The sequence below is a fragment of the Pseudomonas sp. 2725 genome (assembly GCF_050434585.1).
GTDB lineage: Bacteria > Pseudomonadota > Gammaproteobacteria > Pseudomonadales > Pseudomonadaceae > Aquipseudomonas > Aquipseudomonas jessenii.
Genome location: NZ_JBNDIV010000012.1, coordinates 59,468 through 81,284, shown reverse-complemented (window position 1 = coordinate 81,284; position 21,817 = coordinate 59,468). Strand labels below are relative to the sequence as shown.

At 62.0% G+C, this 21,817-nt stretch carries 19 protein-coding genes; 6 read left to right on the top strand and 13 right to left on the bottom strand.

Annotated elements, in window-relative coordinates; genetic code table 11:
• Nucleotides 1-50 precede the first annotated feature (50 nt).
• From paaE to paaF, 11 genes are all read right to left on the bottom strand, one after another.
• On the bottom strand, nucleotides 51-1,127 hold the full coding sequence (gene paaE / locus ABIE16_RS27250; protein ID WP_429522307.1) for a 1,2-phenylacetyl-CoA epoxidase subunit PaaE: 1,077 nt from the start codon (nucleotides 1,125-1,127) through the stop codon (nucleotides 51-53).
• 34 nt (nucleotides 1,128-1,161) lie between these two features.
• Complete coding sequence (gene paaD, locus ABIE16_RS27245; RefSeq protein ID WP_057713978.1) at nucleotides 1,162-1,695, bottom strand: 1,2-phenylacetyl-CoA epoxidase subunit PaaD; 534 nt, start codon at nucleotides 1,693-1,695, stop codon at nucleotides 1,162-1,164.
• Entirely contained in the window at nucleotides 1,682-2,443 is a 762-nt protein-coding gene (paaC, locus tag ABIE16_RS27240; RefSeq protein ID WP_429522306.1) for a 1,2-phenylacetyl-CoA epoxidase subunit PaaC, read from the bottom strand. The genes paaD and paaC overlap by 14 nt, the downstream gene beginning before the upstream one ends.
• Nucleotides 2,444-2,451: 8 nt before the next feature.
• Nucleotides 2,452-2,733: a 1,2-phenylacetyl-CoA epoxidase subunit PaaB gene (paaB, locus tag ABIE16_RS27235; protein ID WP_007943393.1), complete on the bottom strand. Its 282-nt coding sequence runs from the start codon at nucleotides 2,731-2,733 to the stop codon at nucleotides 2,452-2,454.
• 28 nt (nucleotides 2,734-2,761) lie between these two features.
• A complete protein-coding gene (gene paaA, locus ABIE16_RS27230) occupies nucleotides 2,762-3,751 on the bottom strand; it encodes a 1,2-phenylacetyl-CoA epoxidase subunit PaaA (protein WP_057713980.1) in 990 nt (329 codons plus the stop codon).
• Between the two features lie 753 nt (nucleotides 3,752-4,504).
• Nucleotides 4,505-5,830: a phenylacetate--CoA ligase PaaK gene (paaK, locus tag ABIE16_RS27225; RefSeq protein WP_429522305.1), complete on the bottom strand. Its 1,326-nt coding sequence runs from the start codon at nucleotides 5,828-5,830 to the stop codon at nucleotides 4,505-4,507.
• Between the two features lie 99 nt (nucleotides 5,831-5,929).
• Entirely contained in the window at nucleotides 5,930-7,141 is a 1,212-nt protein-coding gene (pcaF, locus tag ABIE16_RS27220) for a 3-oxoadipyl-CoA thiolase (protein WP_429522304.1), read from the bottom strand.
• Nucleotides 7,134-7,583 (bottom strand): hydroxyphenylacetyl-CoA thioesterase PaaI, encoded by a 450-nt coding sequence (gene paaI / locus ABIE16_RS27215; RefSeq protein WP_057713984.1) that lies wholly within the window; start codon nucleotides 7,581-7,583, stop codon nucleotides 7,134-7,136. Before paaI ends, pcaF begins: the two co-directional genes overlap by 8 nt.
• The gene (paaH, locus tag ABIE16_RS27210) at nucleotides 7,576-9,093 is read right to left on the bottom strand and encodes a 3-hydroxyacyl-CoA dehydrogenase PaaH (RefSeq protein ID WP_429522303.1); all 1,518 of its coding nucleotides are present in this window, start codon (nucleotides 9,091-9,093) and stop codon (nucleotides 7,576-7,578) included. Before paaH ends, paaI begins: the two co-directional genes overlap by 8 nt.
• A 3-nt stretch (nucleotides 9,094-9,096) precedes the next feature.
• On the bottom strand, nucleotides 9,097-9,888 hold the full coding sequence (paaG, locus tag ABIE16_RS27205) for a 2-(1,2-epoxy-1,2-dihydrophenyl)acetyl-CoA isomerase PaaG (RefSeq protein ID WP_429522302.1): 792 nt from the start codon (nucleotides 9,886-9,888) through the stop codon (nucleotides 9,097-9,099).
• Between the two features lie 51 nt (nucleotides 9,889-9,939).
• Entirely contained in the window at nucleotides 9,940-10,713 is a 774-nt protein-coding gene (paaF, locus tag ABIE16_RS27200; protein ID WP_429522301.1) for a 2,3-dehydroadipyl-CoA hydratase PaaF, read from the bottom strand.
• Nucleotides 10,714-11,061: 348 nt separating this feature from the next.
• Here paaF and paaY point away from each other — a divergent pair, with 348 nt between their 5' ends.
• The 3 genes from paaY (at nucleotide 11,062) to feaR (ending at nucleotide 13,816) form a co-directional block, all read left to right on the top strand.
• A complete protein-coding gene (paaY, locus tag ABIE16_RS27195; protein WP_429522300.1) occupies nucleotides 11,062-11,658 on the top strand; it encodes a phenylacetic acid degradation protein PaaY in 597 nt (198 codons plus the stop codon).
• A 218-nt stretch (nucleotides 11,659-11,876) separates the two neighbouring features.
• Entirely contained in the window at nucleotides 11,877-12,800 is a 924-nt protein-coding gene (gene paaX / locus ABIE16_RS27190; RefSeq protein ID WP_008003007.1) for a phenylacetic acid degradation operon negative regulatory protein PaaX, read from the top strand.
• A gap of 101 nt (nucleotides 12,801-12,901) precedes the next feature.
• Nucleotides 12,902-13,816, top strand: coding sequence for a transcriptional regulator FeaR (gene feaR / locus ABIE16_RS27185; protein WP_429522299.1), 915 nt, complete (start codon nucleotides 12,902-12,904; stop codon nucleotides 13,814-13,816).
• Nucleotides 13,817-13,951: 135 nt separating this feature from the next.
• Here feaR and tynA read toward each other — a convergent pair whose 3' ends face one another.
• Nucleotides 13,952-16,240, bottom strand: a complete 2,289-nt coding sequence (tynA, locus tag ABIE16_RS27180; protein ID WP_429522298.1) for a primary-amine oxidase — start codon at nucleotides 16,238-16,240, stop codon at nucleotides 13,952-13,954.
• A gap of 233 nt (nucleotides 16,241-16,473) precedes the next feature.
• Between tynA and ABIE16_RS27175 the strand changes: the two genes are divergently transcribed.
• From ABIE16_RS27175 to ABIE16_RS27165, 3 genes are all read left to right on the top strand, one after another.
• Nucleotides 16,474-16,974 (top strand): sigma-70 family RNA polymerase sigma factor, encoded by a 501-nt coding sequence (locus tag ABIE16_RS27175; RefSeq protein WP_057713991.1) that lies wholly within the window; start codon nucleotides 16,474-16,476, stop codon nucleotides 16,972-16,974.
• 40 nt (nucleotides 16,975-17,014) lie between these two features.
• Nucleotides 17,015-17,998 (top strand): FecR family protein, encoded by a 984-nt coding sequence (locus ABIE16_RS27170; RefSeq protein ID WP_429522297.1) that lies wholly within the window; start codon nucleotides 17,015-17,017, stop codon nucleotides 17,996-17,998.
• 98 nt (nucleotides 17,999-18,096) lie between these two features.
• Nucleotides 18,097-20,520, top strand: coding sequence for a TonB-dependent siderophore receptor (locus ABIE16_RS27165; RefSeq protein ID WP_154863640.1), 2,424 nt, complete (start codon nucleotides 18,097-18,099; stop codon nucleotides 20,518-20,520).
• Nucleotides 20,521-20,606: 86 nt separating this feature from the next.
• On the opposite strand, the gene ABIE16_RS27160 is transcribed toward ABIE16_RS27165, so the two are convergent.
• Nucleotides 20,607-21,758 (bottom strand): MFS transporter, encoded by a 1,152-nt coding sequence (locus ABIE16_RS27160; RefSeq protein ID WP_429522296.1) that lies wholly within the window; start codon nucleotides 21,756-21,758, stop codon nucleotides 20,607-20,609.
• Nucleotides 21,759-21,817: the final 59 nt, after the last annotated feature.

Below are 21,817 nucleotides of genomic sequence, written 5' to 3'. Positions count from 1 at the left end.
ACCGCTATCGCGAGCAAGCTCGCTCCCACAGGGTTTTGCGTGAGGCGGTTTCAGAGCTGATCGAAGTCCAGCACCACCTTGTCGCTGATCGGGAAGGCCTGGCACGACAGCACGTAGCCGGCGGCCACTTCGTAGTCTTCCAGGGCGTGGTTGCTGTCCATTTCCACTTCGCCCTCGATGACCTTGCACTTGCAGGTCGAGCACACACCGGCCTTGCACGAGTAGGGCAGTTCCGCACCTTGCTCGTTACCCGCATCGAGGATGCTCTGGCTGTTGCGTTGCAGGTCGAACGCCAGGGCGCGGCCATCGCTTATGACGGTGATCTGGCTGACCGCTGAATCCACCTGGCGTGCCGCCTCACGGGCTTCACGCTTCTGCTGGCTGCCGGCGGCGGCGAACAGTTCGAAATGGATGCTCTCGGGTTGCATGCCCTTGGCCTTGAGGCTGTCGCGCACGGTCTCGGTCATTTCCTGCGGGCCGCAGATGAACGCGGCGTCGAGGGCCTTGACGTCGAGCCAGCGGCTGAACAGTTGCTCGCATTTCTCGGCGTTGATCCGGCCGTTGTACAGATCGACATCCTGCTGCTCGCGGCTGAACACGAAGATCAGGTTCAGGCGTTGCAGGTAACGGTTCTTCAAGTCCTCAAGCTGTTCGCGAAACAGCGCGCCGGAGCTGGAGCGGTTGCCATACAGCAGGGTCACACGGCTGTGGGGCTCGGTTTCCAGGGTGGTCTTGATGATCGACAGGATCGGCGTGATGCCGCTGCCTGCTGCCACGGCCAGGTAGTTGCCATGGCGCGCCGGATCGAGTTCGACGCTGAAATGCCCGGCGGGCGGCATGACTTCCAGGCTGTGCCCGGCCTTCAGCTGTTCGTTGGCAAACGCGGAGAAACGACCGCCGGCCACACGCTTGATGGCGACACGCAGTTCACCGTCGTTGACCCCGGTGCAAATCGAGTACGAGCGGCGTACTTCTTCGCCGTCCAGTTGCGTACGCATCACCAGGTGCTGGCCCTGGGTGAAGTGGAAGCTGTCTTGCAGGTCCTGCGGAATCTCGAAGGCGATGGACACCGCGTCACGGGTCTCGGCGCGCACGTCCTTGATGGTCAGGCTGTGAAATTTGCTCATTGTTGTTCTCCAGCTGGGACGGCCGATTCGCCGCTCAGATGCACTTGAAATAGTCGAACGGTTCCCGGCAATCGACGCAGCGGTACAGGGCCTTGCAGGCGGTGGAACCGAACTCGCTGAGGACCTCGGTGTGGGCGCTGCCGCATTGCGGGCACACAACCTGCGGGTTCTCGCCGAGCAGGCTGCGCTTGCTGGTGCTGCCCTCGGGTGGCGCGATGCCGTAGGCGCGCAGGCGTTCGCGGCCGCTGTCGCTGATCCAGTCGGTGGTCCAGGCCGGGGTCAACTTGCGCTCCAATTGCGGCGCCTTGAATCCGGCGAGTTCCAGGGCTTCGCGGATGTCGCTTTCGATCACTTCGGTGGCCGGGCAACCGGAGTAGGTCGGCGTGACCACCACGTGAAGGTGACCGGCCTGCCAGTCGAGATCGCGGACGATGCCGAGGTCGACCACGCTGACCACTGGCACTTCCGGGTCCATGACCTCTGCCAGAATCGCCCACGCGGCAGCCAGGTCGGTCGGTTGAGCCGGCCGGGCGCCGAGGTCGCTGGCGATCAGCTCACCAGGTTGCATCGGGGTACGCTCGTGGCAGGCACTGCATTTCGGCCAGCAGGATCCCTAAGTGTTCGGTGTGCAGGCCCTTGCGTGCATTCAGGTAGAAATAGCTCGGCGCCGCGGGGACGGGCAGGGTGGCGCTGCTGAAGATCTGCTCGACCTTTGTCTGCCACTGGGTGGCGACGCTGGCGATGTCCGGGGTGATGCCGGCGGCGCACAGACGCTGTTCGCTGTCATCGGCGGCGATCAGTTCAACGGTGAAGCGCCAGACCTCTGGAATCGCGGCGAGCATGCGCCGATTGCTTTCCTCGGTGCCGTCGCCCATACGCTCGATCCATTCGCCGGAGCGGCGCAGGTGATAGGTCGCTTCCTTCACGGCTTTGGCGGCAATCCCGGCGATACGCTCGTCGCTGGACTGGCTCAGGCCCTGCAGCACCGGCAAATGCCAGGCGTCATAGAGGAACTGCTTGAGCATGGTTATCGCGAAGTCGCCGTTGGGTTGTTCCACCAGCAGCAGGTTGCGATAGGCGCGCTCGTCACGACGAAACGCCAGGTGATCGGCATCACGGCCGTCGTCCAGCAGTTCGGCGGCGTACTCCAGCCAGTTGCGCGCCTGGCCCACCAGGTCGAGGCCGACGTTCATCAGCGCCAGTTCTTCTTCCAGCGCCGGGGCCTTGCCACACCATTGGCACAGGCGCTGGCCCTGGATCAGGGCGCTGTCGCCGAGGCGCAGCAGGTATTCGATCAGATCAGTCTTGTTATCCATGGTCGACCTCACATGTGCCCGACTTCGGCCGGCAGCTCGTAGAAGCTGGCGTGGCGGTAGACCTTGTCGTCCGACGGATCGAACAGCGGGTCTTTTTCATCCGGCGACGAGGCGGTGATCAACGCCGAAGGCACGACCCACAGGCTCACGCCTTCGCTGCGACGGGTGTAGAGCTCGCGCGCGTTTTCGATGGCCATGGTGGTGTCGGCGGCGTGCACGCTGCCGACATGCTTGTGGTTCAGACCGTGCTTGCTGCGCACGAAGACTTCGAAGAGGGTCCACTCGGACATTTCAGTTACTCCACATCAGGTGGCCGGATCAGGCGGCGTTCTTGTTTTGTTTTTTGCGGGCGTGGGCGACGGCGGCTTCACGAACCCAGGCGCCGTCTTCGATCGCCTTGCGGCGGGTGGCGACGCGTTCCTGGTTGCACGGGCCGTTGCCCTTGAGCACTTCGTAGAATTCGTTCCACTGGATTTCGCCGAAGTCGTAGTGGCCGCGTTCGGCGTTCCACTTCAGGTCCGGGTCGGGGCAGGTGCAGCCCAAAAGCTCCAGCTGCGGGATGGTCTGGTCGATGAAGCGCTGGCGCAGTTCGTCGTTGCTCTGGCGCTTGATTTTCCAGGCCATGGACTGGGCGCTGTTCGGCGAATGTTCGTCGCTTGGGCCAAACATCATCAGCGACGGCCACCACAGGCGGTTGATCGCGTCCTGGACCATGTCTTTTTGCGCCTGGTTACCGTGGCGCATCATGGTCAGGAGGATTTCGTAGCCCTGGCGCTGGTGGAAACTCTCTTCCTTGCAGATGCGGATCATCGCCCGGGAATACGGGCCGTAGGAGGTGCGCTGCAGCACCACCTGGTTGACGATCGCCGCACCATCCACCAGCCAGCCCACCGCGCCCATGTCGGCCCAGTTCAGTGTCGGGTAATTGAAGATGCTCGAGTACTTGGCCTTGCCACTGTGCAGCTTGGCGATTTCTTCATCGCGGTCGGCGCCCAGGGTTTCCATGGCGCTGTACAGGTACAGACCGTGACCGGCTTCGTCCTGGATCTTGGCCATCAGTTGCAGTTTGCGTTTGAGGCTTGGCGCGCGGGTGACCCAGTTGCCTTCGGGCAGCATGCCGACGATTTCGGAGTGGGCGTGCTGGGAAATCTGCCGGATCAGGGTCTGGCGGTAGGCATCTGGCATCCAGTTCTTGGCTTCGATCTTTATTTCTGAATCGATTTTTTCCTGGAAGGCGCGTTCCTGTTCGGACATTTCCGAGAGGTCTTTGATGCGCTTTACGCCGGTTTCTACGAGCTGTGCGTACATTTTTGAGTTCCCGCCTTGAATCTGTTCTGGGGCATGGAGAACTTTATAAGCGATACAGAATTTAATATCAAACACAAAATGACGTGTCGTAATTGTTTTTGTATCGCTTTGGGATGAATGGGGGGGAGGTCGGTGTACATATCCATTTCTTTGGTAACGGCCACTGGCGGTTTCGCCCTTACGGCGACTCACTTTTTTTACAAACGCCAAAAAAAAGTAAGCAAAAAAAGGCTCGCCCCGAGCGTCCGGCCCCTCGCTAAGGCTCGGCGTTCCTTCGCTCCGGCATTCATCCGGGGGCATTGCCCTCCGGTTTGCTTCGCTGCACCTACATGCAATGTGTTCGACTGCGTCGAACGGCGCTGCGCGCCAATCCCCGGATGAATACCTCCACTCAGCCTCCCGAAGGGGCGGGTGGATCAAGATCAAGAGCTGCAGGCGAGCTAACGCTCGGCCTGATGAGTGGTGAAGAGCGTTTGTGTACGCCGATCTGCCTTTGCTCTTCTGTGGGAGCGAGCTTGCTCGCGATGGCGGCCTTACAGCCGGCCATTTTCTTTCAGATGCCCGTAGTCCAGCTGTAGGAGCGAGCTTGCTCGCGAAGAACGTCCAGGCAACGTGGGCATCCAGGCAGCACGCGTTATCGTTGACGTCCATCGCGAGCAAGCTCGCTCCTACAGGGTCGTTGCCGCAGCGATGGATATGAAAAAAAACCAAAAAAAAGCCCCGCAAAAAGCGGGGCCATAAAGGGTGCAGCAGTCATGCTTTAGGACGTTTATCCACCACGTGGCAAGCCTTGCCCTCGGATCGCTTGATCGAATGGAACGGCTGCAAGACGATCCGCGAGCTGATCCCGATATACGTCTTGATGTGCTTGCTCAACTCGCCACAAACAGCCTTCTGCTGTTCATCGCCCAGGTGCTGGTGCTCAGCCTTGAGCTCGACATGCACATCAACGCTGTCCAGGTTGCCATTGCGATACAGATGAATCTCATAACACTCGGCAAGTTGTTTGACTTTCAGAACCTGCTCCTCGATCTGCGTCGGAAACACGTTAACGCCACGGATGATCAGCATGTCATCGCTGCGCCCGGTGATCTTGTCGATGCGCCGCATGGGACGCGCGGTGCCCGGCAGCAGGCGCGTCAGGTCGCGGGTGCGGTAGCGGATCATCGGCAGGGCTTCTTTGCTGAGCGAGGTGAACACCAGTTCGCCCATCTGCCCGTCCGGCAGCACTTCGCCGGTGACCGGGTCGATGATTTCCGGGTAGAAGTGGTCTTCCCAGATGGTCGGGCCGTCCTTGGTTTCGGCGCATTCCATGGCCACGCCCGGGCCCATGATTTCCGAGAGGCCGTAGATGTCCAGGGCGGTGATGCCCATACGTGCCTCGATGGCGCTGCGCAGTTCGGCGGTCCACGGCTCGGCGCCGAAGATGCCCAGGCGCAGGGCCAGTTTGTGCGGGTCGATGCCCTGGCGCTCGATTTCATCGGCGATGTTGAGCATGTAGGACGGCGTGACCATGATGATGTCCGGCTGGAAATCCTTGATCAGCTGCACCTGTTTTTCGGTCTGGCCACCGGACATCGGGATCACCGTACAGCCCAGGCGTTCGGCGCCGTAGTGCGCGCCGAGGCCGCCGGTGAACAGGCCGTAGCCATAGGAAATGTGCACCTTGTCGCCACGATGGCCACCGGCGGCGCGGATCGAACGGGCCACCACGTTGGCCCAGGTGTCGATGTCATTCTGGGTGTAGCCGACCACGGTCGGTTTGCCGGTGGTGCCGCTGGACGCGTGCAGGCGCACGATGTCGTGCATCGGCACGGCAAACATGCCGTAGGGGTAGTTGTCCCGCAGGTCGGACTTGGTGGTGAAAGGGAATTTCGCCAGGTCGTCCAGGGACTTGATGTCGTCGGGGTGCACGCCCAGCGCATCGAAGCGCTGACGGTACAGCGGCACGTTGTTGTAGGCGTGGTTCAGGCTCCAGCGCAGGCGCTCCAGCTGATGCTGGCGCAGCTCGTCGATGCTGGCGGTTTCCAGCGGGTCCAGCACAGGGTTCAGCACGGCTTGGGCAATTGGCATGTTCATGTGTTCACTCGAATTGTTTTTGTGTTCCAGCCCTTTTGCACAAGGGCTTTGAGTGCATGCCCCAAGGATACCTCTCGGCTCCTTGGGAATCGCGATTCTTTAGTGGGATAGACGCTCGATGATCAGCGCGATCCCCTGGCCGACACCGATGCACATGGTGCACAGGGCGTAGCGGCCGTTCCGTTCTTCAAGCTCATGCAGGGCGGTGGTGACCAGGCGTGCGCCGCTCATGCCCAACGGGTGGCCTAGGGCGATGGCGCCGCCGTTGGGGTTGACCCGTGGATCGGTGTCGCTCAAGCCCAGTTCGCGCAGCACCGCCAGGCCCTGTGCGGCGAAGGCTTCGTTGAGCTCGATCACGTCCATGTCGGCCAGGCTCAGGTTGGCCACCTCCAGCACCTTGCGGGTGGCTGGCACCGGGCCGATGCCCATGATCCGTGGTTCAACGCCAGCCGTGGCCATGGCCACGACCCGGCCACGGGCGGTCAGGCCGTGGCGTTTGGCGATTTCCGGGCTGGCCAGCAACAGCGCGCAGGCACCGTCGTTGACCCCGGAGGCGTTGCCGGCGGTGATGCTGCCGCCTTCGCGGAACGGCGTACCGAGTTTGGCAAGCTGCTCAAGGGTAGTGTCGCCGCGTGGGTGCTCGTCGTGCTCGACCACCTTGGCCGGGCCTTTGCGCTGGGGAATTTCCACCGCGACGATTTCCCTGGCCAGACGCCCGCTGGCCTGGGCAGCGGCAGCGCGTTGCTGGCTGCGCAAGGCGAAGGCGTCCTGGTCGGCCCGGGAGATGTTGAACTGTTCGGCGACATTCTCTGCCGTTTCCGGCATGGAATCGATGCCGTAGGTCTTTTTCATCAGCGAATTGACGAAGCGCCAGCCGATAGTGGTGTCGAAGACTTCGGCTGCACGTGAAAACGCCTGCTCGGCCTTGCCCATCACCAGTGGCGCGCGGGACATGGATTCAACGCCACCGACCAGCATCAGCCCGGTTTCGCCACTGCGAATGGCGCGGGCGGCGGTGCCGATGGCATCGAGCCCGGAGCCGCACAGGCGATTGAGGGTGGTGCCCGGCACGCTGACCGGCAACCCGGCCAGCAGTGCCGACATGCGCGCGACGTTGCGGTTGTCTTCGCCGGCCTGGTTGGCGCAGCCGTAGATCACGTCGTCAACCGTGTTCCAGTCCACTTGCGGGTGGCGGCGCAGCAGTTCGCGCAGCGGCACCGCGCCGAGGTCGTCGGCGCGCACGCTGCTCAGGACACCGGCGTAACGGCCAATCGGGGTCCGGACTGCGTCGATGATCAGGGCGTCATTCATTCGGGTTCTCCTGCGTCAGCACCGGGCCGCGCACTTTGTAGGATTTGCCATGGAACAGGGCGATCAATTGGCCCTGCTGGTTTTCGATGCGCACGTCGTAGTTGCCGGTGCGACCCGAACGGCTCTGCTCGATGCAGTCGGCGTTCAGCGTGTCACCCAGGCGCGCCGGGGCGATGTAGTCGATGCTGCAACCGATGGCCACGGTGGCTTCGTTGTAACTGTTGCAGGCAAAGGCGAATGCCGAATCGGCGAGGGCGAACAGGTAGCCGCCGTGGCAGGTGCCGTGACCCTGGATCATGTCGGCCCGCACCGCCATGCCCACTCGCGCGCAACCGGGGCCGGCCGAGAGCAGGCGCATGCCCATGGCCTGGCTGGCGGCGTCGCGCTGGAACAGCGATTGCGCGCATTCACTGGCCAGGGTCATGGCTTCATGGTTAGTCATGGAATGTTCTCCCTTCGGCGACGCGGCGACGCAGCAACAGCGACGGCCGGTAGCGTTCTTCGCCATAACTGGCTTGCAGGTTTTCCAGCGTTTCAAGAATGTGCGAAAGGCCAATGGCATCGGCCCAGGCCAGCGGCCCCTGTGGATAATTGACCCCGGCGCGCATGGCCAGATCGATGTCGGCGGCCGAGGCCACGCCTTGCAGCAGGGCGTCGGCGGCTTCGTTGGCGAGCATGGCTACAGTGCGCAGGACGGCGAGGGCCGGGCTGTCGCTGAGCAGGCTGACCATGAGGCCGGCCCGTTGCAGCAGGGCAACGCCTTGTTCGAGGGCCAGCGGATCAATGCCTGCCGCATGGCTGATAGCGATGCGTTTGGCGTTGCCGTAATCGAACGCCAGATCCAGCAGGATCAGGTTGCGCAGCCCGTCTTCCCGGGCACGCTGGCAGGCCATGCGGCCATCGCTCAGGGCCAGCACCGCGTCACCCACTCGCAGCAATCCGCGGCCGTCGCGCCGGATGACTTCGACACCTTGCTCGCTCAAGCGCGCCAGCAAACCCTGGGCGATGCCAAGGTCACCTTCGGCGATGCAAGTCTCGACGCTCGCGCTGCTGCTGATTTCAGCTGCTTGCGGACGTTCGGCGCCTTGGGCGTAGCTGTAGAAACCCTGTCCGCTTTTACGTCCCAGACGCCCGCCATCCACCAGTTCTTTCTGGATCAGTGACGGCAGGAAGCGTGTGTCCTGGTAATAAGCGTCGAACACCGAGCAGGTCACGGCGTAGTTGACGTCATGGCCGATCAAGTCGGTCAGTTCGAACGCGCCCATGGCAAAGCCGCCGGCCTCGCGCATCAACGCATCCAGGGTCGGGCAGTCGGCCGCGCCTTCCTGCAGCATCCGCAGGCTTTCGGCATAGAACGGCCGGGCCACGCGGTTGACGATGAAGCCCGGTGTGGAGCGGGTGTGCACCGGTTTTTTGCCCCAGGCCTTGGCCGTGTCGTACAGGCACTCGGCGAGTGCCGGATCGCTGGCCAGGCCGCAGACGACTTCCACCAGCGCCATCACCGGTGCCGGGTTGAAGAAGTGCAGGCCGAGCAAGCGTTGTGGATGATCAAGCTGCGCGGCGATGCTGGTGATCGACAGCGACGAGGTGTTGCTGGCGAGGATGCAATGCTCGCCGCAGATGCCTTCGAGCTGGCGGAACAGCGCGCGTTTGACCTCAAGGTTCTCGACGATGGCTTCGATGATCAGATCGCAGTCGGCCAGGGTTTCGATGGTTTCCACCGCTTGCAGGCGCGCAACGGTGGCGCTGCGCGACTCGGCCGACAGCTTGCCGTTCTCGACTCGCTTGCCCAGTTGTCGGTCGATGCCTTCAATCGCTTGGGCGGCTGCGCCGGGACGATTGTCCAGCAGCAAGACCGGATGGCCGGCCTGGGCCGCCACCTGGGCGATACCGGCACCCATGGCCCCGGCGCCGATCACGGCGATGCGTGCAGATGTGTTCAATGCGGTCATGGCTCAGCGTCCCTTGAAGCTTGGGGTGCGTTTTTCCATGAAGGCGCCGACGCCTTCGCGGTAGTCCTCGCTGCGCCCGGCCAGACGTTGCAGGTCTTTTTCCAGTTCAAGCTGTTCGTCGAAGCTGTTGCTCAGGCTGGCGTTGAGGCTGCGCTTGATCAGTGCCAGGCCATAGGTCGGCTGGGTCGCCAGGTGGCGGGCCAGTTTCAGGGCTTCATCGCGCAAATCGGCGTCGTCCACACACTGGTATATCAAGCCCCATTGCTCGGCTTGTTCGGCGCTAAGGCGGTTGCCCAGTAGTGCCAAAGCCTTGGCCCGGGCCATGCCCACAAGACGCGGCAGGGTCCAGGTGCCGCCTGAATCAGGGATCAGACCAATCTTGCAGAACGCCTGGATGAAACTGGCCGAACGCGCCGCCAGTACCAGGTCGCAGGCCAGCGGAATGTTGGCGCCGGCGCCGGCGGCCACGCCGTTGACCGCGCAGATCACCGGCAGCGGCAGGTCGCGCAACTGGCGGATCAGCGGGTTGTAGAACTTCTCGATGGACTCGCCCAGATCCGGCACGGCGCTGCCCGGTGCGACATTGCGGTCGCTCAGGTCCTGCCCGGCGCAGAAGCCGCGACCTTCACCGGTCAGCAGCAATACGCGCACGTCAGGGTTCTGCCGCACTTGCTTGAGTGCTTCTTTCACTTCGCCATGCATCTGGGTGTTGAAGCTGTTGAGCTGGTCCGGCCGATTGAGGCTGAGCAGGGCGACGCCGGCGTCGATGGAAAACAGGATGTGTTCGAAGTTCATGGTCTTGGCGTTCTCTTGGCAGTCGTTCGAATTCGGATGTCAGTGGCCGCTTTATTGCCCGGTGAAAATCGGGTTGCGCTTTTCCTGGAAGGCCGCAATGCCCTCGTCGCGGTCGCGGGTGCCGGCCAGCACGGTGAAGGCGTGACGCTCGAAACGCAGGCCGCTGGCCAGGTCCGTGTCCATGGCCTTGAGCAGCGCCTCCTTGGCCAGGCGCACCGCCAGTGGCGCCTTGGCCGCAATGCTGCGAGCGATGTGCAGGGCGCGATCGACGGTAAATTCCGGCTGGGTCACTTCGCTGACCAGACCGACGCGCTGGGCCTGACGGGCGTCGATCGGCTCGCCCGTCAGCACCATTTGCATGGCCATGGATTTGCCGACGGCGCGCAGCAGACGTTGGGTACCACCGGCGCCGGGCATGATCCCGAGGTTGATTTCCGGCTGGCCGAAGCGGGCGTCTTCGCCGGCAATAATGATGTCGGCGTGCATCGCCAGTTCGCAGCCACCGCCGAGGGCAAAGCCGTTGACCGCGGCGATCAGCGGTTTGCTGAAGCGAGTAATGGCTTGCCACGAGGCCTGGCGCGGGTCGTCGAGGATGCCGACCAGATCGCGCTCGGCCATTTCCTTGATGTCGGCACCGGCGGCGAAGGCTTTGCGGCTGCCGGTGAGCACCACGGCGCGGGTGTCGGGGTCGGCTTGCGCGATGTTCAGTTCAGCGGCCAGTTCGCCCAGCAACTCGGTGGTCAGGGCGTTCAGGGCTTGCGGGCGCTGCAGGGTAATCAGGCGGACGCCAGGCTCGATCAATTCGACGGCAAGGGTCAGAGGCATGGCGGATGCTCTCACGGTGCACGCTCGGCGGGGTGCCGGCTCGTTATTGGATCGGCCGCAGGGGCCGGTTTTGCCCAAGTATAGCTATAACGTGATACGTAAATGCAATACGAATATTGATTTAATGTGTCTTATTGGTGGGGTTTTCGATTTTATGGCCTCCGGCTGATGAGGTTATGATGGCGGGTTTTACCCAGAAAACATTGGGTTTTATGGTGATTTTAGACGTGCGTTGACATTCGTCGGAAAGGTGTATTTCAAGTGATACGGTTTTTAGTCTTTGTGCTGTTAAAAGTGATGTGATACAAGATGAGTCATTATTTGCATCGCTTTGTGAAGGAAGCTTCCATGACCTGCTACAGCCTTGATGGCCTGACTCCGGTGGTTGATCCGAGCGCTTATGTGCATCCGTCCGCCGTATTGATCGGTGACGTGATCATCGGCCCCCATTGCTATGTCGGCCCGCTGGCCAGCCTGCGCGGTGATTTCGGGCGGATCGTGCTGGAGGAGGGCGCCAACCTGCAGGACACCTGCGTGATGCACGGTTTCCCCGACAGCGACACCGTGGTCGAGCGCAATGGCCACATCGGCCACGGTGCGGTGCTGCACGGTTGCCGGATTGGCGCCGATGCGCTGGTGGGCATGAATGCGGTGGTGATGGACAACGCCCGGATCGGTCCGCGTTCATTCGTTTCGGCGGCGGCATTCGTCAAGGCCGGCTTCGAATGCCCGGAGCAGTCGCTGGTCATGGGTGCACCGGCCAGCGTCAAGCGCAGCCTCAGCGATCAGGAAGTGGCGTGGAAGCAGGCGGGCACACGTGAGTATCAGGAATTGGCCAAGCGTTGCCTCACGCAGATGCAAGTCTGCGAACCGCTGGCCGAGCCGGAAGCTGATCGCCCGCGCATCAGCGACAGGGGGTTGCGGCCCAAGGGCAGCGCCTTGTGAACACTGAAATCATGGGGGTAAATCTGTGGCGAGGGGGCTTGCCCCCGTTGGGGTGCGAAGCGCCCCTTAAATCGGCCGACGCGATTTTGAACACGTTGACGACTGCTGCGCAGCCGAACGGGGGCAAGCCCCCTCGCCACAAGCTCGCTCCTACAAGGGGATGCGATTAACAGGCAGAGTTTCGGTATATTCCTTTTCTTTTTTTACACGGAACGCCCATGTCGTCCCTGACTCCCTTGAACCATCTGATTACCCGCTTCCAGGAGCAGACGCCGATCCGCGCCAGTTCCTTGATCATCACTTTGTACGGGGATGCCATCGAACCCCATGGCGGCACCGTCTGGCTGGGCAGCTTGATTCAATTGCTCGAGCCCATCGGCATCAACGAGCGGCTGATTCGCACCTCGATTTTTCGCCTGACCAAAGAAGGCTGGCTGACCGCCGAGAAGGTCGGTCGCCGCAGTTACTACAGCCTGACCGGCACCGGTCGCCGGCGTTTCGACAAGGCCTTCAAGCGGGTCTACAGCACCACGATGCCGGCCTGGGATGGCTCCTGGTGTCTGGTGATGCTCTCGCAGCTGACCCAGGACAAACGCAAACAGGTGCGTGAAGAACTGGAGTGGCAAGGTTTCGGCGCGATTTCGCCGGTGGTGTTGGCCTGTCCGCGCAGCGACCGCTCCGACGTCAATGCGACCCTGCTCGACCTCGGCGTCCAGGAAGACACCATTGTCTTCGAAACCACCGCCCAGGACGTACTGGCCTCCAAGGCCCTGCGTCTGCAGGTGCGCGAGAGCTGGAACATCGAGGAGCTGGCCGCGCACTACAGCGAGTTCATCCAGCTGTTCCGGCCGCTGTGGCAAGCCCTGCGCGAGCAGGAAAACCTGCAACCGGCCGACTGCTTCCTGGCGCGGGTGCTGCTGATTCACGAGTACCGCAAGCTGCTGCTGCGCGACCCGCAACTGCCGGACGAGTTGCTGCCCGGCGATTGGGAAGGCCGCGCCGCCCGCCAGTTGTGCCGCAACATTTACCGTTTGATCTACGCCAAGGCCGAAGAATGGCTGAACGCCGCACTGGAAACGGCCGACGGCCCGTTGCCGGATGTGGGTGAAAGCTTCTATCGGCGTTTTGGCGGACTGAAATAGCACGTCATTGTTCAGGGAGTGGTGCGCTTCAGGAGACTCGAAGCATCCGATGTCGTGTGGATTGACGTAGACAATAAAAATAAGCCTGCGTGAGGCCTGACATGATTTCTACAACAGCACAGCGCCATGATGGGTTCGACCAGTGGATCCATCAGATCAACCAGATCTGTGGCGCCTTCAACGCACAACCCCTGGGCAACGAGTTTGCCGGACGTATCCGCGAATACCAGAGCGATGCGCTCAAACTCAGTTTCGTCGACGTGTGCCAGGCGCGTTTGTACCGTACGCCCCAGGAAGTCGCGGCGGGCGAGGGCGGCAAGTATTTTGCGGTGTTCCAACTCGACGGCACGGCGGGCATGGCCCAAGGCGACGACAAGGTCTTGCTGTCCCCCGGCGACATCACGCTGATCGATGCTTCGCGGCCCAGCGACTTCACCTACGGCGAAAACTCCCGGCAGTTGTCGCTGATCCTGCCATATCAACTGGTCGAGCAAACCCTGCGCTTCAATCAGGTCAAGTGCGGCCACCGGATTGCCGCAACCTCGCCCATCGCGATGCTGTCGCACCGACTGATCCTCGATGCCACCCGCCAGCAGCACCTGACCCGGCAGGAAAGCGAAGCGACCCTGGAGGCGATTGTCAGTCTGTTGCGCCCGGCGATCAGCCAGGCCGACGATTGCACCGATGCCCATGAGCGGATCTTTCGCAAGACGCTCACCTGCATCGACGAAAACATTCGCTCCGAAGACTTGTGCCCGGAATGGCTGGCGCGGGAAGTCGGCATGTCCACCCGTGGCCTGTACCGGATGTTTGCCAAGAAAGGGCTGGTGGTGGCGCGCTACATCAAGAACCGCCGCCTGGACCTGTGCGCTGAATCCCTGCGCCAATCGGGCAAGGAGGAGAAGTTGTCGGTGCTGGGGTATTCGTGGGGGTTTTCCGATTCGAGTTACTTCTCGACAGCGTTCAAGTCGCGCTTCGGCATTGCGCCGGGGGAGTATCGCAAGCGGCATGCATGATGGTTTGCATGAACACCGCTTGACCCTGTGGGAGCGAGCTTGCTCGCGATTGCGGTGTGTCCGTTAACATTTAAGTCGACTGACACTCCGTCATCGCGAGCAAGCTCGCTCCCACAGGTATTGCGTTCGACCTGGTTACTTCGGTGCGTTGAGGTTCAGGGTCGGCGTTTCATCGAAGAAATTCCACGGCTTCAACAGCACATGCACCCATTCGGTCGGCATGATCGGCCACTCTTCGGCACGGGCGATGTGGGTGGTGCCGGTGGTCAGCCAGACCACGTCGTCGGTGTTCTCGATGGAGTGGTTGTCCTGGGTGAACTGCCCCAGGCCCGAGTCCTTGTCCGAGCGGTTCGGGTATTTGCCTTCCGGGTACTTTTCCTCCGGGTTGTATTGCGTCACCCACAGCTGCTTGTCCATGAAACTCAGGCGGTGGTAGAGCCATTCGTCCTTGCCGAAATTGGCACCCTTGGCCACCGGGTGCGTGCCGCCGGCGTACGGGATCAATTGATAGGAAACCGGGTTGCCGACCTTGTTTTCCTTGCTGAAGTTGGTCAGCAGGCGCACGGTCGACGGGTCGAACTTCTGCGCCGCTTGCTGTTCGGTAGTGACCACTTTGGTTTCGGTCTGCATGGTGCTGGTGCGTGGCCCGCCACGGTCGTTGGGCAGCACCACCGGGTTCACTTCCACCAGCGAATTTTGCTCGCCGTCCACGTCCATATCGAGACGGAAGTTGTAGATGTGCTGGTGCGTGGTGCCGACGATGTTGTGGTCCAGCAGGGTACCGTAGCGCGTGTCTTCCCTGGCGGTGTCTTCGTGCATGGTTTTCGATTTCACGCCCTTGACCGCTTCGATACCGGTGGCGCCGGCGTCGATGCCGATGGTGCCGTTCTGCTGGAAGACCCAGTCGAAGATGTAGTCGTAGTTGCCCACGGTGCTGATCCAGCGCACCACCAGCTCACGGCGCTCGGTGCTGAGGTTGGGCTGGCCCATTTCCTGGTGTTTGTATTCGGGGCCGGCGTAGCGTTCGAACACCGCCATGGCGCGCGGGATTGCGGTCGGTGCGCCGGTGTAGTCGGCGATGGTGGCGTCCAGCAGCACGGCGTTTTGCGGGGCGTCTTTGCCACGGGCAATCGGCGAGGTCAGGGTGCCCATGCCGTAGTCGCCGGAGTCGAGGTAGGCCTTGAAGTACCAGCCGACGTCCGGGTCGCCGTAAGGCACGATCATGCCGCCCAGCGAGCCTTCGTACATGATCTTGCGTTTCTTGCCCTTGTCGTCGTAGGTGACGGTGGACAGGATCGGCCCGACCCGCGAATCGAGGCGAACATGGAAGTCCCAGTTCTGCCAGTGAATGCTGTTACCGCTGATGGTGTAGTTCTTGCCTTCGGGCTCGATGATTTCCAGCGGTTTGACTGCGACGCCCTGGCGTCCGCGACCGTCATACGGCGTTGGTTTCATCGGCACCGGTATGAGCGCTTCGTCTTCGATCTTGATCAGCTTTTTCTGTTCCAGGTCGACAATCGCCACCAGGCCTTCAATCGGGTGCGCCCAGTAGTTGCCGTCACCGGTGTTGAGGTAGCTGACGATTTTCAGCAGGCGCTTGTCCTGCGCCAGGCCGTCCTTGCCGTCGAAGAAACCGACAGTCAGCGGCGTGGCCACGACCTTTTTCACATCGTTGATGCCGCGCTTGGCCAGGGCCTGGGCGTATTCCGGGCTGGTTTCCACAGCCGTCTGCACCGTTGTGAAATCGTCCAGCAGCACCATGCCGTGGGCGCCTTCGATCGGCTTCCAGGACTTGAGTTCTTTCGTGTCGAGGTCGACCAGGGCTTCGATCACGTGCTTGCCGTCGAGCACCACTATTGAGGCCTCACGCGGCTGGGCGACGTTCTGCCCGGTCAGAGCGAAGTTCCACACCTGATCCTTCGGCGGCTCCTTGACCGAGACTTCGGTGAAGCGGAAGCCAGGCTTGTAGTTTTCCGATTTTTTGACGATATCCACGGCCGTGGTGATTTCAGCCGCGCTCAGGGGGTTGAGCGGGTTGGGGCGGGTCTCGACGACGAAGGTCTTGTCCAGCCCGGACTGGAACACCTGGTTGATAAAGTCCTTGGACATGAACGCCGTATGGTCCTTGAACACCACCGGCACCGTCAGCTCGATACGCTTGCCGTTGAGCATCGCCACTTTGCTGTCGGGCTTGACCTTGAGGTAGACCCCGTCCTTGGCGATGGTGAACAGATTGGCGTAGTCGTCCCATTTCACCGTGGCGCCAAATTCCTCAAGACCCGCTTGCAGCGGCACCATTTCGGCGTGACCGCCGTGGGCCTGGGCATTACCCGCCCAGAACGGCAGGCCGAGGGTGCTCAGGGTGATGGCCAGCGCGAGGCGGGCCAGCGGTGTTCTCTTGGGCGATGCTTTGGGGCTGAACATGTGTGAGTTCCTGGGTGAAAGCCGGGTACGGGCATTTCTGCACTTTGTTACAACCAGTCAATGGCTGCATTTGAATGCCTGCCAGATTTCTTTGGTTCCGTGCCGCAATTGAGCTTTCCTGACGAAATGCACAATGGCAAGGGGATAAAGTGCCCTGTGTGGCGGACGCAAACCATTGCTTCAAGTTAATAGGAAGCATTACTATTCACGCCCCGTCTCCACAGCACACCGCAATGACCCTCAAGCTGCCCCGCAGACACGGCTTTTTCGAGCATTACGAAGAGTTGGTTGGCACCTGGACCCGTCGCCTGAGAAACCGTCAGCAGGCCGAGGACCTGGCCCACGATACCTTCGTGCGGGTGCTTGAGTCCGATTCGGCGGTGGTGCAGCAGCCCCGGGCGTATTTGCACCAGACCGCGCGCAACATTGCCGTGGATGGTTATCGGCGTGAGGACCGGCGGGGCGCCATGGAGTCAGAGGCGATCGATCTCAGTGAGTCGCCGACCGGCGACCCGGAGCATTTCATGCACGCGATCCAGCTGGCTGATTCCATCGAACGGGCGCTCACCGAGCTGCCGGTCAACTGCCGCAAGGTGTTTGTCTGGCAGAAAATCGAGGGCCTGACCCAGGCCGAAATCGCCGAACGCCTGGGGCTGTCCAAGAACATGGTGGAAAAGTATATGATCCGCACGCTTCGGCATCTGCGCGATCGCCTGGACGGATTGCAGTCATGACCGGCCGCGCCTTCTCCTCCCCAGCCAAACAGGAACTTCCATGATGGATACTCGTGATTGTGCGTGCGGGCAAACAGCGGTTCGCGATGACGCGGCGCAGTGGTTTGTGCGTTTGCAGGAGCCTGTTGCCGATGTCGAAGTGCGGCGTCAGTTTCAACTCTGGCTGGAGCAGCACCCCCAGCACCGCAACGAATTCGAAGTGCTCCAGGGCTTGTGGAGCGCCGCCGACCTGGTGCCGGCGGCGCGCTTGCGGGCCCTGTGTGAAACCCCGCCAACCCTGAAAAAACGTCGTCCCGTGCTGCGTTACGCGGTGGCCGCCAGCGTGTTGGCGGTAGCGCTCGGCCTGGGTTTGGTCAGCGGCCTGAATCATCCGGCGCCTTATACCGCCGAGTTTTCAACGGCCCTGAATGAGCGCCGCCAAGTGGCGTTGCCCGATGGCTCGGTGGTCGATCTGGACAGCCGCAGCCGGATTCAGGTGCGCTTTGAAAAGGATCGCCGCAACGTCGAGCTGACCGAAGGCGAAGCGATGTTCAGCGTCGAGCATGACACTGGCCGGCCTTTCGTGGTCGCGGCGGGCAGCGGCAAGGTCACGGTTACCGGCACCCGATTCGACGTACGTCATGGCGCCAGCGAAACCCGGGTGGTGGTGGAGCAGGGCAGCGTCAAGGTTCAAGGTCGCGACGCCGCCGATAACGACTTCATCAATCTGATGGCAGGCCTTGGCACCCACGTCGATGCCCAGGGCAAAGTTGCCGCCGCCTATGCCGTCAACCCGGCGGAAATGACCGCCTGGCGCAACGGCAAACTGGTTTTCAACAATGCCAGCCTGGCCGATGTCGCCGAGCAGGTCTCGCGCTATCGCGAGAAGCCACTCAAGGTCGCCAGTGCCGCGGTGGGCGATCTGCGCCTGACCAGCGTGTTCAAATCCGACAACACCGATGCGCTGCTCAAGGCCTTGCCGAGCATCCTCCCCGTGGCCGTGCGCACTCTTGGCGATGGCAGTCAGGAAATAATTTCAAAATAAAATTCAGGTTTTTTTCGAGTTCATCGTCTTCCTGTTCAACTGCAACTGGTTTGCATTAACAAACGCACACTCTTGCGATCCACAGGATTACGTTCGACGTGAAAAACTCCACCGCTAAAAACAACAAACTCCCCTGGTTACCGCTGGCCCTCGCGCTGGCGGTCAACGTTGCGCTGCCCCAGGCCTTTGCCGCCGATGCCATCCGCATCCCGGCGCAACCCTTGGGACAGGCCCTGAGTCAGTTGGGCCAGCAAACCTCGCTTCAGGTGTTCTTCAGCCCTGAACTGGTCGCCGGCAAGCAGGCTCCGGCGGTGGATGGCAACCTTTCCCCGGAAGACGCGCTGCGCCAGTTGCTGCAAGGCAGCGGCCTGCAATACCAGATCGATGAAGGTTCGGTGACGCTGATGCCGGCACCAGCATCGGCGGCCAGCGGTCCACTGGAACTGGGCGTGACTGACATCAAGGTCGTCGGTAACTGGCTCGGCGACGCCGATGCCGCCGTGGTGCAGAACCACCCCGGGGCACGAACCGTGATCCGCCGCGAAGCCATGGTCGAGCAGGGCGCGATGAACGTCGGCGACGTACTCAAACGTGTTCCGGGCGTGCAGGTACAGGACGCCAACGGTACCGGTGGCAGCGACATTTCCCTCAACGTCGGCGTGCGCGGCCTGACTTCACGCCTGTCGCCTCGCTCCACCGTGCTGATCGACGGCATCCCGGCGGCGTTCGCTCCTTACGGTCAGCCGCAACTGTCCATGGCGCCGATTTCCTCCGGCAACCTCGACAGCATCGACGTGGTACGCGGTGCCGGTTCCGTACGCTACGGACCACAAAACGTGGGCGGCGTGATCAACTTCGTGACCCGCGCGATCCCGGAACAGGCCTCCGCGGAAATCGGCACCACCCTGGAAACCTCACAGCACGGTGGCTGGAAGCACATCGACACGGCATTCATGGGCGGCACCGCCGACAACGGCATGGGCGTGGCGCTGTTGTATTCCGGCGTGAACGGCAACGGTTACCGTGAAAGCAACAACGGCAACGACATCGACGACGTGATCCTCAAGACCCATTGGGCGCCGACCGATGTCGACGATTTCAGCCTCAACTTCCACTACTACGACGCCAAGGCCGACATGCCCGGCGGCCTGACCCAGGCGCAGTACGACGCCGACCCGTTCCAGTCCGTGCGCGACCACGACAACTTCAGCGGCCGCCGCAAGGATGTGTCGTTCAAGTGGGTGCGGCAGATCGACGATCGCACCCAGGCCGAAGTGCTGACCTACTACACCGACAGTTTCCGTGGCAGCAACATCGCCTCCCGTGACCTGAAGACACTCAACTCCTACCCGCGCACCTACTACACCTACGGTATCGAACCACGGGTGTCTCACGTCTTCGATGTGGGCCCTACCACCCAGGAAGTCAGCGTCGGTTATCGCTACCTGAAAGAGGCCATGCACGAAGAGGCCAGCCGTGTGGCGCTGGTCAACAATGAGCCGGTCGTGCGTCCGGGGGCGGACGGCCATGTCTATCAGGACCGTACCGGTGGAACCGAGGCCAATTCGGTCTACGTCGACAACAAGATTGACGTTGGCAACTGGACTGTCACGCCAGGCATTCGCTTCGAGCACATCAGCACCGATTGGCACGATCGCCCGGTACTCGATAACGCCGGTAAACGGGTGCCGGAGAAAAAACGCAGCATCGAGAGCAATGAGCCGCTGCCGGCCCTGAGCGTGATGTATCACATGTCCGATGCCTGGAAGTTGTTCGCCAACTACGAAACCTCGTTCGGCGCGCTGCAGTATTTCCAGCTGGGGCAGGGCGGTATCGGTAATGAGCCCGCCAACGGCCTGGAGCCGGAAAAGGCCAAGACCTACGAAATCGGTACGCGCTACAACGATGACGTGTGGGGCGGTGAAGTGACGCTGTTCTACATCGACTTCGACGACGAACTGCAATACATCAGCAATGACGTGGGCTGGACCAACCTCGGCGCGACCAAGCACCAGGGTATCGAAGCCTCGGTGCACTACGACATGGCCGCGCTGAACCCGATGCTGGACGGCCTGACCGCCAACGCCGGTTTCACCTACACCCGCGCCACCTACGAAGGTGAGATCCCGGGCTTCAAGGGCCGTGACCTGCCGTTCTACTCCCGCCAGGTGGCCACCGCCGGCCTGCGTTACGACGTCAACCGCTGGACTTACAACCTCGATGCGTTCGCCCAGTCCAAGCAGCGCTCGCCGGGCACCGGCGTGAACGCCGATGGCAGCTTCAACGGCGACTACATCACTGAAGGCACCGCTGATGGCCAGTTCGGTGATATCCCGGGTTACGTACTCTGGAACGCACGTGCCGGCTATGATTTCGGTCCGCAGGTGTCGAACCTGAAACTGGGGGCGGGGGTGAAGAACATCTTCGACAAGCAGTACTTCACCCGTTCCAGCGACAACAACTCGGGTATGTACGTCGGTGCGCCGCGCACGTTCTTTGTGCAGGCCAGTGTCGGGTTCTGATAGACCGAGGTGAATTCATCGCGAGCAAGCTCGCTCCCACAGGTTCCGTGTGATCCCTGTGGGAGCGAGCTTGCTCGCGATGCTTTTCAGACCTTCAACACTCTCCCGCCAATGGCCACCGCCACCAGCAACACCGCCATCAGGGCAAAGGCGAAACTCAAGCTGCTGCCATGGGCGACGAAGCCGATGACGGCGGGGCCTGCCAGGATGCCCGCATAACCCAGGGTGGTAATGGCCGGCACGGCGATGCTTTCGGGCATGACCGTCTGCTTGCCGACCGCGGTGTACAGTATCGGCACAATGTTCGAGCAACCGGCACCCAGCAACGCATAACCCACCAGCGCCGCCTCCCAGCTCGGTGCGAACGTCGCCAGAAACAAACCTGCGGCGGCGGTCAGCCCGCCGGACACAATCACCCGCGTCGCGCCCAACCGCCGTACGATTTTGTCACCGGTCAAACGCCCGGCCGTCATGGTCAAGGCAAACGCCGCATAACCGAGCCCCGCATACGCTGTGTCGATGCCACGTTCCTGTGTCAGGAACACCGCGCTCCAGTCCAGCGCAGCGCCTTCGGCGAGGAACACGATGAAGCACATGCCGCCAATGAACAGGACGATGCCATGGGGCACCGCAAACGCCGGTCCCGAACTCTCGCTGCCGTAGGGCAACAGATGCGGCACGGCCTTGGCCAGCGCGATCAGCAGCAACACGATCACCACCAGCGTGGCCCCCAGGGGGGAGATCCCCAGGCCAAGCAATCCGCTGACGCCTGCCGCGCCGACAATCCCGCCCAGGCTGAACAGGCCATGGAACCCCGACATCATGTTTTTGCCGCTGGCGCGCTCGACGATCACCGCTTGCAGGTTGACCGTCGAATCCACGGTGCCGAGCCCCGCGCCGAACATGAACAATGCGGCGATCAGCGCCGGAATCGACGACACCGTCGCCAGCAGCGGCAGGGCGGCACAGATCAGCAGGGTCCCGCCGGCCGTCACCCGCCGGCAGCCGAAACGTGTGGACAGGATCCCGGCCAGCGGCATCGCCAGGATCGAACCTACCCCCAGGCACAGCAGCAACAATCCCAGGGTGCCTTCATCCAGTCCGGCCCGGACCTTGGCATAGGGCACCAGCGGTGCCCACGCGGCGATGCCGACCCCGGCGATGAAAAAGGCGATGCGCGTGGACATCTGTTCCAGACGCCCGGGAACGAAGGTGGTTTGGCTGTTGAGGCTGGTCATGACAATCCTTGGCAAAAAGCGTCGCGTCCTCAACGGACAGTGATCGGCCTGTGAGGGTT